The 16,384-nt window shown below is 69.2% G+C and carries 16 protein-coding genes; 5 read left to right on the forward strand and 11 right to left on the reverse strand.

Features of this window, described 5'->3' with window-relative positions; genetic code table 11:
* Positions 1–119: 119 nt before the first annotated feature.
* Genes AC3A6G_RS01440 through AC3A6G_RS01455 form a run of 4 tightly spaced genes read right to left on the reverse strand, consistent with a single transcriptional unit; the run spans position 120 to position 4,369 of the window.
* The gene (locus AC3A6G_RS01440) at positions 120–1,733 is read right to left on the reverse strand and encodes a GMC family oxidoreductase (RefSeq protein ID WP_487857922.1); all 1,614 of its coding nucleotides are present in this window, start codon (positions 1,731–1,733) and stop codon (positions 120–122) included.
* A gap of 13 nt (positions 1,734–1,746) precedes the next feature.
* Positions 1,747–2,748, reverse strand: a complete 1,002-nt coding sequence (locus AC3A6G_RS01445; protein WP_487857923.1) for an ABC transporter substrate-binding protein — start codon at positions 2,746–2,748, stop codon at positions 1,747–1,749.
* A 35-nt stretch (positions 2,749–2,783) separates the two neighbouring features.
* Positions 2,784–3,605, reverse strand: a complete 822-nt coding sequence (locus tag AC3A6G_RS01450; RefSeq protein ID WP_487857924.1) for an ABC transporter ATP-binding protein — start codon at positions 3,603–3,605, stop codon at positions 2,784–2,786.
* The gene (locus AC3A6G_RS01455) at positions 3,602–4,369 is read right to left on the reverse strand and encodes an ABC transporter permease (protein WP_487857925.1); all 768 of its coding nucleotides are present in this window, start codon (positions 4,367–4,369) and stop codon (positions 3,602–3,604) included. The genes AC3A6G_RS01450 and AC3A6G_RS01455 overlap by 4 nt, the downstream gene beginning before the upstream one ends.
* A 110-nt stretch (positions 4,370–4,479) precedes the next feature.
* Between AC3A6G_RS01455 and AC3A6G_RS01460 the strand changes: the two genes are divergently transcribed.
* Together AC3A6G_RS01460 and AC3A6G_RS01465 are read left to right on the forward strand one after the other, a co-directional pair.
* Entirely contained in the window at positions 4,480–5,214 is a 735-nt protein-coding gene (locus AC3A6G_RS01460; RefSeq protein WP_487857926.1) for a GntR family transcriptional regulator, read from the forward strand.
* Positions 5,211–6,392, forward strand: coding sequence for a mandelate racemase/muconate lactonizing enzyme family protein (locus AC3A6G_RS01465; protein ID WP_487857927.1), 1,182 nt, complete (start codon positions 5,211–5,213; stop codon positions 6,390–6,392). The genes AC3A6G_RS01460 and AC3A6G_RS01465 overlap by 4 nt, the downstream gene beginning before the upstream one ends.
* A 30-nt stretch (positions 6,393–6,422) precedes the next feature.
* Here the strand turns inward: AC3A6G_RS01465 and AC3A6G_RS01470 are convergent, their stop codons facing one another.
* Positions 6,423–7,211 carry a GntR family transcriptional regulator gene (locus AC3A6G_RS01470; protein WP_487857928.1) on the reverse strand — a complete coding sequence of 263 codons (789 nt, stop codon included), beginning with the start codon at positions 7,209–7,211 and terminating at the stop codon, positions 6,423–6,425.
* Between the two features lie 119 nt (positions 7,212–7,330).
* On the opposite strand from AC3A6G_RS01470, the gene AC3A6G_RS01475 reads away from it, so the two are divergent.
* From AC3A6G_RS01475 to AC3A6G_RS01485, 3 genes are all read left to right on the forward strand, one after another.
* A complete protein-coding gene (locus AC3A6G_RS01475; RefSeq protein WP_487872866.1) occupies positions 7,331–9,061 on the forward strand; it encodes an acetolactate synthase catalytic subunit in 1,731 nt (576 codons plus the stop codon).
* On the forward strand, positions 9,058–9,825 hold the full coding sequence (locus AC3A6G_RS01480) for a 3-oxoacyl-ACP reductase (protein WP_487872867.1): 768 nt from the start codon (positions 9,058–9,060) through the stop codon (positions 9,823–9,825). The genes AC3A6G_RS01475 and AC3A6G_RS01480 overlap by 4 nt, the downstream gene beginning before the upstream one ends.
* 61 nt (positions 9,826–9,886) lie before the next feature.
* Positions 9,887–10,879, forward strand: a complete 993-nt coding sequence (locus tag AC3A6G_RS01485) for a Bug family tripartite tricarboxylate transporter substrate binding protein (protein ID WP_487872868.1) — start codon at positions 9,887–9,889, stop codon at positions 10,877–10,879.
* Here AC3A6G_RS01485 and AC3A6G_RS01490 read toward each other — a convergent pair.
* From AC3A6G_RS01490 to AC3A6G_RS01515, 6 genes are all read right to left on the reverse strand, one after another.
* Positions 10,876–11,760 (reverse strand): NAD(P)-dependent oxidoreductase, encoded by an 885-nt coding sequence (locus AC3A6G_RS01490; RefSeq protein ID WP_487858614.1) that lies wholly within the window; start codon positions 11,758–11,760, stop codon positions 10,876–10,878. The two genes, AC3A6G_RS01485 and AC3A6G_RS01490, sit on opposite strands and share 4 nt — an antisense overlap.
* Before the next feature lie 49 nt (positions 11,761–11,809).
* Positions 11,810–12,838, reverse strand: coding sequence for a LacI family DNA-binding transcriptional regulator (locus tag AC3A6G_RS01495; RefSeq protein ID WP_487857932.1), 1,029 nt, complete (start codon positions 12,836–12,838; stop codon positions 11,810–11,812).
* Positions 12,839–12,911: 73 nt separating this feature from the next.
* Positions 12,912–13,913, reverse strand: a complete 1,002-nt coding sequence (locus tag AC3A6G_RS01500) for a 2-hydroxyacid dehydrogenase (protein WP_487872869.1) — start codon at positions 13,911–13,913, stop codon at positions 12,912–12,914.
* 5 nt (positions 13,914–13,918) lie between these two features.
* The gene (locus AC3A6G_RS01505; RefSeq protein WP_487872870.1) at positions 13,919–14,872 is read right to left on the reverse strand and encodes a sugar kinase; all 954 of its coding nucleotides are present in this window, start codon (positions 14,870–14,872) and stop codon (positions 13,919–13,921) included.
* On the reverse strand, positions 14,869–15,627 hold the full coding sequence (locus tag AC3A6G_RS01510) for a sugar phosphate isomerase/epimerase family protein (RefSeq protein WP_487872871.1): 759 nt from the start codon (positions 15,625–15,627) through the stop codon (positions 14,869–14,871). Before AC3A6G_RS01510 ends, AC3A6G_RS01505 begins: the two co-directional genes overlap by 4 nt.
* Positions 15,628–16,383 carry an amino acid ABC transporter ATP-binding protein gene (locus tag AC3A6G_RS01515; protein ID WP_487857936.1) on the reverse strand — a complete coding sequence of 252 codons (756 nt, stop codon included), beginning with the start codon at positions 16,381–16,383 and terminating at the stop codon, positions 15,628–15,630.
* Position 16,384 lies beyond the last annotated feature (1 nt).

Consider the following 16,384-nt stretch of genomic DNA (forward strand, 5'->3'; position numbering starts at 1 on the left):
AGCCGCAAGACTAGGATTTCGAGGTGACAGGTCAACGAACGCGCAGCAGTTCGTGCGCGGTTGATGCGTGCAGCACACGAAGCGTTGCGAGTTGCAACGCGGCGTGCGAACTTAGGAATTCAAGGCTGCGCGAGCACGAGGTCGGCGCCCTTCTCGCCGATCACGATCGCTGCCGCGTTGGTGTTGGCCGAGGTCATCGTCGGCATCACCGAGGCATCGATCACGCGCAGGCGCTCGATGCCGCGCACGCGCAGTTGCGCATCGACCACCGAGCGTGCGTCGCCGCCCATGCGGCAGGTGCCGACGGGATGGAACACCGTGCCTCCCTTCTCGCGCGCGAAGCGCGCCAGCTGCGCATCGTCCTGCACGCCGTTGCCGGGCAGGTATTCCTCGCCGGTCACGAGATCGCGGAACGCGGGCTGCGCATAAATGTCGCGCAGCATCTTCAGGCCCTCGACGAGCACCTTCACGTCGTGCGGCTCGACCAGGTAGTTGGTCGTGATGCGCGGCGGCGCGAGTGGATCGGCGCTCTGCAGCGCGACGCGGCCGCGCGACTCGGGCCGGCACTGCGCGGCCGAAGCCGAGAAGCCCGAGAAGCCGTGCAGCGGATCGCCGGGCTTGTCGACCGACAGCGGCATCACGTTGAACAGCACGTCGGCGCGCGCGTCCTTGGCGACCGGCGTGCGCACCATGCCGCCCACCTGCCCCGCGCCCACGGTCAGCGGGCCGCTCTGCGAGAACAGCCACTGCGCGCCCATCTTTGCCAGGCCGAAGGGGCTTCGCACCTGGTCGTTGAGTGACATGCGCTCGCGCAGCTTGACGATGACGCGCGCCTGGTAGTGGTCTTGCAGGTTGGCGCCGACCTCGGGCGCATCGGCCTCGACCGCGATACCGTGGGCGCGCAGCGCATCGGCCGGGCCGATGCCCGAGAGCTGCAGCAGCTGCGGCGTCTGCAGCGCACCGGCCGCAAGGATCACCTCGGCGTCGGCGCGCGCACTCTGCAATTGGCCGTGCGCGTCGAGCCACTCCACGCCGACGGCGCGGCCCTGCTCGACGAGCAGGCGCGTCACGCGCACGCCGCTGCGCAGCTGCAGGTTGGGCCGCTGCCGCACCGGCGCGAGAAAGGCCGTGGCCGCATCGCAGCGCCAGCGCCCGCCGAGAGTGAGCTGGTAGGTGCCCAGGCCCTCGTCGCGTTCGCCGTTGAAGTCGTCGCTCTGTGCAAAGCCGGCCTGCGCGCCAGCCGCAAGCCAAGCGGCGCAGTAGGGATGGTCGTTGCGCAGGTTCGACACGCGCAGCTCGCCCGCGCCGCCGTGGTACGTCGTCTCGCCGCCGTCGTAGCGCTCGGATTTCTTGAAGAACGGCAGCAGCTCGCGGTAGCTCCAGCCGGTGGCTCCGGCCGCGGCCCAGTCATCGAAGTCGGCGCGCTGGCCGCGGATGTAGATCAGCCCGTTGATTGCGCTCGATCCACCCACCACCTTGCCGCGCGGCCAGACGATGCGGCGGTTGCCGGTCTCGTGCTGCGGCTCGGTCTCGAACTGCCACGAGAAGCGCGTGTCGTAGATCGAGCGGAAGTAGCCCACCGGCAACCTCAGCCAGAAGTGCCGGCTGTCGGTGCCCGCCTCGAGCAGCAGCACGCGCCGGCGCGCATCGGCGCTGAGCCGGTTGGCAAGCACGCAGCCGGCGGAACCGGCACCCACGACGATGTGGTCGAAGCCCTGGGTCGATCCGCTCATCCGCGCCGCGCCCTCACGCCTTGACCAGCGCGGCGAACAGCGCCGGATCGAAGTACTGCTTTGCGCTCAGCGCATTCTGGATGTTGGCGTTCGAGACGAAGAAATCCGTCACCTGCTGCAGCCAGTTGGCGACCGTGCCGTCGGCGTACTTGGCGCGCCACTCGGCCGACGAGTAGTATTTGCTGGCCTTGAACTGCTCCTTGAACTGCGCGAGCGGCACTTCCTTGTACTGCGACTTCTGCAGCGCGGCGGCCGCGCCGTCGGGGTCGTTGACCATGCGCTCGTTGGCGGGCAGCCAGCCGGCGATGAGCTTCTGCAGCACCGGCTTGTTCTTCTCGTAGTAGTCGTTGCGCGCGGCCCAGCCGCCGACGATGGCCGCCTGCGGGAAGAAGGCCGAGGCATCGATCAGCTTCTTTGCGCCGGGCGCCTTCTCGCGCACCGTGGTGTCGAACGGCGACCACAGCGCCACCGCCGGCACCGCACCCGAGATGAACGAGGTCACGGCCTCGGACATGCGCTGGTTGACGATGCGCACGTCCTTGGCCGGGTCGAGCTGCGCCGAGCGCAGCGCGCGGTCGAGGAACACGTGCGCGGTGGTGCCGGTGGTGGTGGAGATCTGCTTTCCCTTCAGGTCGGCCAGCGTCTTCACGCCCGCGTCCTCGCGCACCCAGAGCTGCGCAGTCGCGTACTCGATGTTGTTGATCAGGAACACCTTGCCCTGGCCGCGGGCGGGAAAGTTCGACAGCACCGCGCCGGTGGCCAGCACGTCGAGGCTGCCGCCCACCATCGCCTGGAAGATCTCCAGGCCGGTGGTGAACTGGCGCAGCTGCAGGTCGAGCCCCTGCTTGGCGAACGTGCCCATCTCCTGGCCGAGCCAGATCTGGCCGTCGACGGCGGGCGTGTGCAGGTAGCCCACGTTGACCTTGATGCGCGATTGCGCCCAGGCCGGCAGCGCGAGGCTGGAGGCCGCGACGGCGGCGCCGCCTGCGAGGATTGTTCTGCGTTGGAGGGACATGTCGTTCTTCCTTTCAAGCTCTACCAAAATGAAAATCAATCGGCCAGGCGGACCTGCTGCTTCGATTGGGCCGCGTACTCCTGCATCACCAGTTCGCGGATCTGCGCGCGCAGTTGCGCGAAGCGCGGGTCCTCGTGCACCGCCTCGCCGCGCGGATAGCCGAAGGGCACGTCGATCACGGTGCGGATGCGCGCCGGCCGCGCGGTCACCACGACGATGCGCGACGAGAGATAGATTGCCTCGTCCACCGAGTGCGTGATCAGCATCACGGTCTTGCCCTCGGCCTGCAGCACCTCGAGCAGCAGGTCCTGCATGGCACTGCGGGTCTGCGCGTCGAGCGCGCCGAAGGGCTCGTCCATGAGCAGGAACTCGGGCTTTACCGCATAGGCGCGCGCCAGGGCCAGGCGCTGGCGCATGCCACCGGACAGGTGCTTGGGATGGTGGTTGGCAAAGTCGCCCAGCCCCATGAGCTGCATGTAACGCTCGACGATGCCGGCATGCTCCGACCTGGGCACGCGGTTGGACCTCAGGCCGAGGCCGAACGCGATGTTCTGCCGCACCGTGAGCCACGGAAAGACGCCGTACTCCTGGAAGATCACGCCGCGGTCGGGCCCCGGCGCCGTCACCGGCTCGCCGTCGAGCAGCACGCGGCCCTCGGTGGGCTGCACGAAGCCCGCGAGCATGTTCATCAGCGTCGTCTTGCCGCAGCCCGAGGGCCCGATGATCGAGACGAACTCGCCCTGGTGGATGTCGAGGCTCACGCCGTCGAGCACCCGCATAGGGCCTTGCGCGGTGGGAAATTCGACCGCCACGTTGTCGAAGCGGATGCGCGGGGTGCCGTTCGCGAGCGTGTTCATGCCAGTCTGTCCTGCCAGGCCACCAGGCGCCGTGTGGCGGCGCGCAGCAGCAGATCCATCGCGAGCGCGATGAAACCGATGGAGATGATGCCGACGTAGATGATGTCGAGCTGGAAGAAGGACGATGCGTTCTGGATCAGCGCACCGAGCCCCTGCTGCGCCGCGATCAGTTCCGAGGCCACGAGCGTGGCCCACGCCACGCCGAGCGATACGCGCACCGCCGTCAGGATGTGCGGCACCGTGAGCGGCACGATCACGCGGCCGAAGATCTCGAAGTCGTTCGCGCCCAGCGTGCGCGCCACGCGCACGTAGATCGGGCTGATCTGCGCGATGCCTTCGTACATCACGATCACGCCCGCGAAGAACGAGGCATAGAACAGGATCACGGTCTTCGCGACCTCGCCGATGCCGAAGTAGACGATGACGAGCGGGATCAGCGCAATCGGCGGCAGCGCACGAAAGAAGTTGATCACCGGGTCGATGAAGCTGCGCACGCCGCGATACCACCCGAGGCAGAAGCCCACCGGAACCGCCGCTGCTGTGCCCAGCGTCACGCCGATGAACACGCGCTGCGTCGACATGAAGATGTCCATGGGCAGCCGGTCGCCCATCAGCGAGACGAAGCGCTCGGCCACCTCGTGCGGCGCCGGCACCAGCGCCGGATTGACGAGGCCGCTGTAGCGCAGGCCATACCAGATGGCCAGCAGCAGCAGCCACGGGACGAGGATCAATGCAGTTCGGCGCGCGGCCGTTCCTTGTCGCATGGGCTTGTTGTCTCCTGCCATCGGCTCAGCATGAAAGAAGTGGCCGCTGGCCCTTCGCTCTGCTATATTGGTTTAAAGGTTCTATAGACCATACCTTTAGAACACTCTCGATGGCAAGTGCGGATTTACCCCTCTTCGGCGACAGCCCCATTCCCCGCTACCTGCAGCTGGCCGACCTGATGCGCCAGCGCATTTCGCGCGGCCTCTGGCCGCAGGGCCACCGCTTGCCGTCGCTCGACGAACTCGGCCAGGAGTTCGGCGTGGCGCGGGTCACCGTGCGCCAGGCGGTCGAGCTGCTCGCGCGGGACGGCCTGCTGTCGCCGCAGCAGGGCCGCGGCACCTTCGTCACTGGCCAGGCCAGCGAGCGCTGGCTCAGCGTCGAGACCTCGCTCGAGGCGCTCGCACGCATGTACCGCGACACCGTGCCGCAGCTCGTCAACATCGACGAATCGACCGTCGCGCCCGCGCTGCGCCCCGGCGAAGGCCGGCCGGCCGATCGCTACGTGTTCATGCGCCGCGTGCACTCGCGCGAGGGCGCACCGTACTGCGTCATCAACATCCACCTGGCGGAGCCCGTGTTCCGCCGCACGCCGAAGCGCTTTCGCGACGAACCCGTGATCCCGATCCTCGTGGGCCTGAAGAGCCTGCGCATCGCCAAGGCGCACCAGGTGCTGACCATCGGCGCCGCCGACATGGAGGTCGCGCGCCTGCTCGGCGTGCCGGTCAATTCGCCGGTGGCCGAGGTACGTCGCGTGTTCCGCGACGCGGACGACTGCGTGGTCTACCTCGGCGAAGTCACCTACCGCGGCGACGCCATCCACCTCGAAATGAACCTGTTGCCATGAACCAAGACAACGCATCCATTCCCACGCCCGCCCTGCCCGTTTCGCCGCTCGCCATTGCCCGCGTGCGCGCGCATGTGTTCCGCTATCCAGTGCAGGTGCCGGTGCGCACCTCCTTCGGCACCATGACCGACCGCCCCGCCGTCTTCGTCGAGGTGACCGACGAGGACGGCGCGAGCGGCTGGGGCGAGGTGTGGTGCAACTTTCCGGGCTGCGGCGCCGAGCACCGCGCGCGCCTGGTGCACTCCGTGATGGCACCGCTGCTAGAAGGCCAAAGCTTCGACGAAGGCCCGCAGCAGGCATGGGAAGCGCTCACGCGCCAGACCGCGGTGCTCGCGATCCAGTCGGGCGAGCCCGGCCCGATGGCGCAGGCCATCGCGGGCATCGACCTCGCGCTCTGGGACCTGGCGGCGCGCCGCGCCGCCCAGCCGCTCTGGCGCTATCTCGGCGGCCAGCCGCGCATTCCCGTCTATGCGAGCGGCATCAACCCCGAGGGCGCGCTCGAGACCGCCGAGCGCATGCGCGCCGCGGGCCACAACGCCTTCAAGCTCAAGGTCGGCTTCGGCGCCGAGCGCGACGTGGGCAACCTCGAGGCCCTGCGCCAGACGCTCGGCGATGCGGCATCGATGATGGTCGATGCCAACCAGGCCTGGTCGCTCGACGAGGCGCTGGCCATGGCGCCGCGCCTCGCACCCTTTCGCCTCGACTGGCTCGAGGAACCGCTGCGCGCCGACCGCCCCTGGCCCGAGTGGCAGCAGCTGAAGGCGGGCTCGCCGGTGCCCCTGGCCGGCGGCGAGAATGTCGCCGGCCTGGATGGATTCGACAGCGCCATCGCCGCGCAGGTGTTCTCGGTGCTGCAGCCCGATGCGGCCAAATGGGGCGGCATCTCTGGCTGCTGGCCAGTGATCGCCAAAGCGCGTGCCGCCGGGCTGCGCTACTGCCCGCACTACCTCGGCGGCGGACTCGGCCTGCTGGCCTCGGCGCACCTGCTCGCCGCGGCGGGCGGCGACGGCCTGCTCGAGATCGATTCGAACGACAACCCGCTGCGCAGCGCGCTGAGTCCACGGCTCTCGCGGATCGACGACGGCTGGGTCACGCTCGACGAGACGTCGGGCATTGGCATGCCCGACGATGTGCTGCAGCAGGCGGCGGCCGTGGCACGGCCCGTGTCGGTCGACTGAACGACGCCGAGACACCGGGCGGCATCGCGCTCACGAAACCGGCGGCGTCTCCGGCTGCCCGGGTCCACCAGCGCCGTTCTTCTTCATGAGGCGGCCGATGTGCTGCCGCTTGCGAGTGCCCTCGATGTTCTTGAAGGCCTGGATCGCCAGCGCCTCGGGGTTCAGCCGCTCCCGCACGGCCGCGAGGATCTTCTCGCCGTGCAGCACGCCGTCGTCGGAGATGGCGCGCTCCAGCTTCTGCGCATCGCGCAGGCGCAGCGCGTCCATGATGTCTTCATGCTTGTGGCGGCCTTCCACGGGCGCGGGCTGCTCGCCTTCGTACAGGTACCGGATGCTCGGCCCCGTGATGGCCCAGAGCTGGCGCAGCAATGAACTGAGGTAGGGCATGTCGGCCGGCGCGTAGAGCGCGAAGTGGAACTCGACGTTGCTGCGCAGGATGTCGTCGGTGTTGCGCGCCTTCTTGGCCGCCATCACCCGTTCGTGGATCTGCGCGAGCCGCGCGAGGCCCTCGTCGTCCCACCGCCCGAGGCCCGCCGTGGCGGCCATGACCTCGAGGCGGATGCGGATCGCGCGCACCTCGGCCAGCCCCTGCACCGTCGGGCTCGGCACGCGGATAGAAAACCCGCGCTGGCCCACCAGGATGTCCTTCGCCACCAGCTGGAGCAGCGCTTCGCGGATCGGCGTCTGGCTGATGCCCGCGAAGTCGCCCGTTTCGGTCATTTCCCGCAGCTTGAAGGCGTGTCCCGGCCGGTACTCGGCGTGGATGAGCTGGTTGACGATCTTCTCTCTGACCACTTCGGTCAGGTTCTTGGCACTCATGAGGACTCGATCCAAGGGTTAACCCCCGTTTGCGACGGGCGTTCGAACGCGTTTTAATGCCAGGACTCTGCAGTATTTTATAAAACACTGCATCCTCCTGACCGACTTTTGATCGCAGCATGTCCAAACCTCTCCAGAACCCCGGCCTGAACAGGCGCGACACCGTGGGCCACATTGTGGCCAGAACACTCAAGAAGCACGGCATCGACCGCTTCTTCGGCCAGAGCCTGCCCAGCATGTTCGTGCTCGCGGCCGAGGAGGTCGGCCTCACGCAGGTGGCCTACCGCACCGAGAACGCCGGCGGCTACATGGCCGACGCGCATGCGCGCATGAGCCACCGGCCCGCGGTGATCACGGCCCAGAACGGCCCGGCCGCGGCGCTGCTCGTCGCGCCGCTCGCCGAGGCGCTGAAGGTGTCGATCCCGGTGATCGCGCTGGTGCAGGACATCGCGCGCGACCAGGCCGACAAGAACGCCTTCCAGGACCTGGACCACATCGGCCTGTTCAAGCCCGTGACCAAGTGGGTGCGCCGCGTGGACGTGGCCTCGCGCGTGGAGGACTACGTCGAGCAGGCCATCATCGCCGCCTGCAGCGGCCGCCCGGGCCCGGTCGTGCTGCTGTTGCCGGCCGACCTGCTGAACGAACCCGGCGTGCGCTCGAGCGTGGCGCGCCCGGCGTCGCTGGGCCGCTTTCCGCTCGACCGCAGCACGCCCGACGCGGCGGCGCTGCGCGAAGCCGTGGCGGCGCTGGCCGGTGCCCGGGCGCCGGTCGTCGTGGCGGGCGGCGGGGTCCATGTCTCGGATGCCTGCGAGGCGCTGAGCGCCTTCGCCGAAGCGCTCGCGCTGCCCGTCGCCACCACCAACATGGGCAAGGGCGCGGTGGCGGAGACGGCCGAGCTGTCGCTGGGCGTCATGGCCAACTGCCTGGGCCCCAACGGGTCGGGGCGCCACCTGAAGGACTTCATCGCCAAGGCCGACGTGGTGTTCCTGGTCGGCAGCCGCACCAACCAGAACGGCACCGACAGCTGGACGCTGTATCCGCCCGGCGCGCGGCTCATCCACCTGGACATCGACGGCCAGGAGATCGGCCGCAACTACGATGCGCTGCGCCTCGTCGGCGACGCCCGGCTCGGGCTCGAGGCGATGCTCGGCATCGCGCGCACGATGGACCTGTCGGCCCGCACGGGCCAGCGCGCGGCGCTCGCGGCGCGCATCGCCGAGGGCCGGCAGAAGCACCAGCAGGAATCCGCCGCCGTGCGGCTCGGCAACGACACCCCGATCCGGCCCGAGCGGATCATGCAGGAGCTCGATGCGCTGCTCGGCCCCGACGACACGGTGGTGGCCGACGCGAGCTACTCGACGCTGTGGGTCACCAACTACCTGACGGCGCGCCGCGCGGGGCAGCGATTCATCACCCCGCGCGGCCTCGCCGGGCTCGGCTGGGGCATGCCGATGGCCATGGGCGCGCGGCTGGCGCAACAGGGCGGCCATGTGTTCTGCCTGGTCGGCGACGGTGGCTTTGGCCACGTCTGGTCCGAGATGGAAACCTGCAAGCGCATGGGCATCAAGATCATCACGATCCTCATCAACAACGGCATCCTCGGCTACCAGAAGCATGCCGAGAACCTGAAGTTCGGCGACCACACCTCGGCCGTCGACTTCTCGCCCGTGGACCACGTCGCCATCGCCCGCGCCTGCGGCATCCGCGGCGTGCGCGTGACCGATCCTGCGGACATCGGCGCTGCGCTCCAGGCCGCGAAAGAGGCCGAGGACGCCACCCTGATCGAGGTGATGTGCGCCGAGAACGCCTATCCGCCGATCACCTTCTACACGCCGGGGAGCGAGGCATGAGCGCGGGCTCGAACAATCCTGCGCGCGTGGCGCTGGTCACCGGCGCGGCCCAGGGCATCGGCCTGGCCAGCGCGGTGGAACTGCTGCAGGACGGACGCACGGTGGTGCTCGCCGACCTGCACCTGCCCGCGCTCGACGCCATTCCGGCGGCGCTGCGCGAACGCGCATCGGCCGTGCAGCTCGACGTGTCGGACGAGGCGGGCCGCAGGCAGGTGGTCGAAGACATCGTGCGCACGCACGGCGGCATCGACATCCTCGTCAACAACGCCGGCATCAGCCTGAAGAACGCCGAAGGCCGCTCCAACGGCATCCTCGAGGTCGACATGGCGGAGGTGCAGAAGACGCTGGACGTCAACGTGCTGTCGATCGTCCGGCTCTGCCAGCTCGTGCTGCCGGGCATGAAGGCGCGGCGCTGGGGCCGCATCGTCAACGTCTCGTCGCTCGCGGGCCGCGGCAAGTCGATCGTCGCCGGGCCGGCCTACATGCTGACCAAGTCGGCCGTGCTCGGGCTCAGCCGCGCGATCGCCTCGGAAATGGGGCAGTACGGCATCACCACCAACTGCGTGGCGCCGGGCCGCATCCTGACCCAGATGGCCCTGCAGGCCGGCGAGGAAGTCAACCGCCGCTATGCGCAGCAGATCCCGGTCCAGCGCATCGGCGAACCGGCCGAAGTGGGTGCGGCGATCCGCTACCTCTGCAGCGAGGCGGCGGGCTTCACCAACGGCGCGGTGATCGACGTCAACGGCGGCTTCTTCATGAGCTGAGCGCCATCCAGCGGCCCCGCGGGGCCACTTCGACACTTCGGAAAAAACCCAGGGAACCCACATGCAACACCACACTGTCCATCTCGGCAAACGCTCTTTCCTCTCGCGCTGCGCCGCCGCGCTCCTCGTGGCGGGCGCGCCCTGCGCCGCCGTCGCACAGGGTGCGGAAGCCTTCCCCGCGCAAGACCTCGCGCTGATCGTCAACTACGGCGCGGGCGGCAACACCGACGTGGCGGCCCGCGCACTGGGCAACACGATGGAGCTCATCCTCAAGAAGACCGTCGTCATCCACAACCGGGCCGGCGCGCAGGGCACCCTCGGGGTCTCGAACCTCGCGCGGCAGAAGCCCGACGGCTACACGCTCGGGGTGGTGACCTTCTCGACGATCGCGATCACGCCGCACCTGCTGAAGGTCGACTACACGGTGGACGATTTCGACTTCATCGCGGGTGTCGCGCGCTATCGCTACGGCGTGGCGGTGCGCGCCGATTCGCCCTACCAGACCATGGCCGACCTCGTGGCCGTCGCCAGGCAGGGCAAGGGCATCTTCTTCGGTGCGCCGTCCGCGCCCAACAACGTCGCCATGCACGAACTCGGCCGCAAGACCGGCGGAAAGTTCGAGGAGGTGAACTACAAGTCCGGCACGGAGACCGTCGCCGCACTGCTCGGCGGCCAGGTCGACGTGATTGTGCAGAACCCGTCGGACATCCTTCCGCATGTGAAGGCCGGCAAGATGCGCTTCCTCGCGAGCGCCAGCCCGATGCGCTGGAAGGAGCTGCCCGAAGTGCCCACGCTCAAGGAACAAGGCTACGACGTCGAGATCGACTCCTGGATCGGCCTGGCGTACCCCAAGGGCACGCCCAAGGCCATCCGCAGCAAGATGGAAGCCGTGGCGATGGCGGCCACGTCGAGCGCCCAGGTCGTGCGCGCATTCGAGAGCGCCGGCGTGGACCCGGTGGCGCTCTCGGGTGCCGACTACCGCAAGAAGCTGGTGGAAGGCCGCGAGGTCATGGGCGCGGCGCTCAAGGCGGCCAAGCTGCCCCGCACGAACTAGCTTTGCTGCGCGAGCAGCGCCACCAGCTCCGGCACGTAGCGCTGTGCCCCGCCCTGCTCCACCGCGCCCGCATAGGTGCCGAGCACCGCATCGGCAATGGCGCGCGCCGCGTTGGCGCCGCCCGCCATCTCGGTGTAGTAGCCCAGGTCCTTCTGCGCATTGCTCATCGCGAACTTGAGCCCGCTCGGGTCGCCGGCCGTGATGAAGCCCCTGAGCCGCTCGAGCGCCACGCCGCCGCCGCCGCCCTTGGCGAGCACGTCGACGAACACGCCCGGGTCCACACCCGCGCGCTGGGCGCAGGCCGCGGCTTCGGCGATCAGCGCCACGGCGCCGAGCGACACGTAGTTGTGCAGCAGCTTCATGCCGTGGCCGGTGCCGACGGCGCCGGTGTGCACGATGTTCTCGGCAAAGCACGAGAGGATCGGACGACATTCGTCGAGCAGCGCGGCGTCGCCACCGACGAGCAGGTTCAGCCGGCCCTCGGCAGCCTCCTTGGGGGTGCGCGTCATCGGCGCATCGAGAAAGCGCCCGCCCGCGCGCTGCACCGCCTCGGCCACGCGCTCGGTCGAACCCGGGATGGCGGTGGAGCAGTCGATCACGATGGTGCCGGGCTTCAGGCCCTGCAGCAGGCCGCCGTCGCCGAGCACTACGGCCTCGACCTGCGGCGAACCGGTGACGCAGACGATCAGCACCTCGGCGCCGCGTGCCAGTTCGGCGCCGCTCGCGGCGCTCTTCGCGCCCGCGGCCTGGAGTGCGTCGAGCGGCTGGTTGCCCGGATGCTCGAGCACGGTGAGCGGATGGCCGTGCTTCACGAGGTTGCTGGCGATGCCGTGGCCCATGAGGCCGATGCCGACCATGCCGATGGCGGCTTTCTTCTTCATGTCATTCATTGCTGAGGATTCCTGATGTGCTGCAGCCGCCGATTGTCATTCAGCCAGGCCCGGCCGACGAGCCGCGCACGACCAGTTGCCCCGGCAGCAGCATCTGCCGCGCCGGGCCTTCGAAGCCGCGCAGTCGCTCGATCAGGCAGGTGGCCGCCGCGCGGCCGATGGCATCGGTCGGCTGGGCCACGGTAGAAAGCCCCGGCCCGATCAACGGCGCCCATTCGGTGTCGTCGAAGCCGACGAAGCCGAGCTCTTCGCCGAACTGCCAGCCCAGGCGCGCCATGGCCTGCGCCACGCGCAGCGTGACCACCGCGTTGCCCGCGACCACCGCCGCACGGCGTCCGCGCTTCGCACGCCGGTGCAGCGCACGCAGCGCCTCGTCGAGCCCTTCGTTGTCGCCCTCGACGCTCTCGAACACCTCGCCGGCCACACGCGGCTCGTGCGCCGCCACGCAAGCGCCGAAGGCCGCGGTGCGCTCGCGCCGCGAACTCACGCCCTGCTGCGGCTCCGTCACGTAGAGCAGCTCGCGGTAGCCGCCCTCGACGAGATGGCCGCAGGTGTTCTTCATCGCGTCGGCGTTGTCGAGCGAGACGAAGTCGGTGTGCATGCCGGCATGGCGCCGGTCGACCAGCACCGCGGGCTTGCCGTGCAACGTGACCGCGTCGACCACGTTGCTGCCGCGGCCCAGCGTGTTGAGGATGTAGCCGTCGACCTGGTAGCCCGACAGCGCATGGATGGCCTCGCGCTCGCGTTCGCTCTCGTTGCCGAGGTTGAACAGCATCACGAGGTAGCCCGCGTCCTGGCAGGCCTTCTCGGCGCCGCGCAGCACCGCCACCGAGTAGGGGTTGGTGATGTCGGCCACGATCAGGCCGATGAGGCGCGAGCGCCCGTGGCTCAGCGCCTGCGCCATCGGGCTCGGCGTGTACGCCAGCTCGGCGATCGCCGCTTCCACGCGCGCGGCGATGTCGCGGCTCAGCAGGCGGTCGCGGTGGTTGAGAAAGCGCGAGACGGTGGCCTTGGAGACGCCCGCCGCGGCGGCGACATCGGCGATGGTGGCGCGGCCGCTGGCTTTCATGGTCTTGCTCCTGCGCCGCTGGCCCCCACCCCTGCCCTCCCCCAGAGGGGGAGGGAGAAAGACGAGGTCGCGCTCATGCGGCGGCCGTGTCGAAGCGCGCCGTCGGCTTCTCGCCGGCCAGCACCTGCAGCAGGTTGGTCGTTGCCAGTTCGGCCATCGCATGCCGCGTCTCGTGCGTGGCCGAGCCGATGTGCGGCAGCGGCGTCACGCGCGGGTGCGTGCGCAGCGGCGAATCGGCCGGCAGTGGCTCCTTCGCGAACACGTCGAGGCCGGCGGCGCGCAGGGTGCCGTTGTCGAGCGCGTGCAGCAGCGCCGCCTCGTCGACCGTGGCGCCGCGCCCCCCGTTGATGAAGGCCGCCTGCGGCTTCATGCGCGCGAAGAACGCCGCATCGATCATGCCGCGCGTGGCCTCGGTCAGCGGCAGCATCGCGAGCACGATGTCCGAGCGCGCGAGCAGGTCGTCGAGCGGCGTGTGGGTGGCGCGGCCCTGCAGTTCGGGCGCCTGCGCGGCCAGGTCCACCGGACGGCGCGAGTGGTAGAGCACCGGCATGCCGAAGCCCAGCGCAGCGCGGCGCGCCACCGCCTGGCCGATGCGGCCGAAGCCGAGGATGCCGAGCGTCTTGCCATGCACGTCGGTGCCGAACAGGTCTTCGCCGATGTTCTTCGTCCAGCGGCCTTCGCGCACGAGGTTCGAGAGCTCGACCACGCGGCGCTGCGTCGCCATCAGGATCGCGAAGACGGTGTCGGCCACCGTCTCGGTCAGCACGTCGGGCGTGTGGCACAGCACGATGCCGCGGCGGTGCAGCTCGGCGAGCGGATAGTTGTCGACTCCGACCGACACGCTCGAGATCACCTGCAGCTGTGGTGCCGCATCGAGCAGCGCCGCATCGACCGGATGGCTCGACCCGATGAGCCCGTGCGCGCTGCCGAGCGCAGCCGCGAAAGCCTCGGGTTCCTTGCGCGGATCGGCCACGGTCACGTGGTGCGCGGCCGAAAGGCGCGCAAGCTGGTCACCAGGGAGTGCCCGGAAGACCAGCACGTTCCTCTTGTTGCTGTTGTCGGTGGTTTTCATCATGTTCTTCAAAGCCCTGCCTGATCGAGTTCGGCCCGCGTCGGCAGGCCCTCGGTGTCGCCCAGCACCTGCACCGCGCGCGCGCCGATCCAGGCGCCGCGGCGCACCGCCTCGGGCAGGCTGCGGCCTTCGAGCAGCGCGCTCACCACGCCGACCGCAAAGCCATCGCCCGCACCCACGGTGTCGACCACTTCGTCGACCGGAAAGCCCTCGACGCGGCCTGTGCCGGCCAAGTCGCTGTCGTAGTAGGCGCCGTCGGCACCGAGCTTCACCACCACGAGCTTCGCACCGCGTTCACGGTAGAACCGTGCCACCGCCTCGGGTTCGCTGTGGCCCGTGAGCAGCAGCCCTTCCTCGATGCCGGGCAGCACCCAGTCGGCGCGCGCGGCGAGTTCGTTGACCCAGTGGCGCATGGTCTCGGTGGACGACCACAGCGTGGGGCGCAGGTTGGTGTCGAACGAGATCGTGCGGCCGGCCGCACGCATCACGTCCATCGACTTGAGCGCGGCCTGCAGGCTGGTCTCGGAGATCGCGGCGAACACACCGGTCGCGTGCAGGTGCCGCGCCGAACGCAACCAGTCCTCGTCGACATCCGGCGGGCCCATGTGGCTCGCGGCGGAGCCCTTGCGGTGGTATTCGACCGGCGGATCGCTGCCGTCGGTGACGCGGCCCTTGAACTGGAAGCCGGTGCGCTGCGCCGGATCGCAGGTCACGTGCGAGCAATCGATGCCCTCGGCCTGCATGGTCGCGAGCAGTGCGCGGCCCATCGAATCGGTGCCGAGCCGGCTGGCCCAGCCCACCTTGAGCCCGAGCCGCGAGAGGCCGATGGCCACGTTGGTCTCGGCACCCGCGGTGCGCTTGTGGAAAGACTGCGCGTTCTCGATCGGGCCGGGCCGGTCAGCTACGAGCAGCAGCATGGCTTCGCCGAACAGCACGACATCGAAGGCGGTGGGTGGTGTCATGGATGCTCCAGGGCCCGTGCAGCACGGATGAAGGCGATCTGCGCGCGCGTGACGGCCTCGAGATCGTCGCCTACGAGCGGGTATTCGATGGCATGCGGCACGTCGGACGGCAATGCGCGCAGCACCGCGCGCCAGGGCGCGGCAGAGTCATCGAGCGGCACCGCGACCCACTTGTGGGCAAGGCGTTGCGCCCCCTTGCAATGCACGTAGCGCACGCGGTGGCCGAGCGCCTTCGCAGCCTGCAGCGGGCATTCGCCGAGCCAATGCCAATTGCCCATGTCGAAGGTCATGCCGAGCGAAAGGCCGGCGCGGTCGGCCGCATCGAAGAAGGCCTGCAGCGCGGCCAGCGTGCCGGCACGCGGCGTCTGGTCGTTCTCGATCAGCAGTTCGATGCCCGTGTCGGCGAGCAGCGTCTCGACTTCGCGCAGTGAGCCCTGCGACGACGACGCACGGAAACCGCCGATCGCCATCTTGAGCCGCTTCGCACCCAGCCGCGTGGCCGATGCAATGCCGCGCAGCAGCGCGTCGGCGTCGAGCCCACCGCTCTCGGCCCAAAGGCCCTCGGGGCTCGAGAACACCGAGGCAAGTCCGTGTAGCGCGGGCAGTTCGGCTTCGGCGTCGCGCAGCATCTCGCCGCGCACCTCGACCGAATCCGCGCCCGCCGCGCGCGCCAGTTGCGAACACCAGAGCTGGCCGTGCCGGCCCACCTCGGCCGCCCCGAAGGACGAGAGGGAAATCAGGACCTCGAACGACATTCAGCTCTGTGCCTGGTGCGAACTGAGGATCTGGCCGAGGAACTGGCGCGTCTTCTCGTGCTGCGGGTTGCCGAAGAACTGCTCGGGCGGCGCCTGCTCGACGATCTTGCCGTCGGCCATGAAGATCACGCGGTCGGCCACGCTGCGGGCGAAGCCCATCTCGTGGGTCACGCACAGCATGGTCATGCCGTCTTCGGCCAGGCCGATCATGGTGTCGAGCACCTCCTTGACCATCTCGGGATCGAGCGCCGAGGTGGGCTCGTCGAACAGCATGATCTTGGGCGTCATGCACAGCGCGCGCGCAATCGCCACGCGCTGCTGCTGGCCGCCCGACAGCTGGCTGGGGTACTTGCTTGCCTGCTCGGGGATTCGCACGCGCGTGAGGTACTTCATGGCAACCTCCTCGGCTTCGGCCTTGGACATGCCGCGCGAGCGCATCGGCGCGAGCGTGCAGTTCTCGAGGATCGTGAGGTGCGGGAACAGGTTGAACTGCTGGAACACCATGCCCACTTCGGCACGCACCGCGTCGACGTTCTTGCCGCCCGCGGTCAGCTCGATGCCGTCGACCACGATGCGGCCCTTCTGCACTGTCTCGAGGCGGTTGATGCAGCGGATCAGCGTCGACTTGCCCGAACCCGAAGGCCCGCAGATCACGATGCGCTCGCCCTGGCGCACGTCGAGGTCGATGCCGGTCAGCACCTGGAAGTCGCCGTACCACTTGTTGACGGCTTCCATGCGGATGATGGGTTCGGTCATG

The organism is Variovorax sp. Soil_C_26 (genome assembly GCF_057657075.1).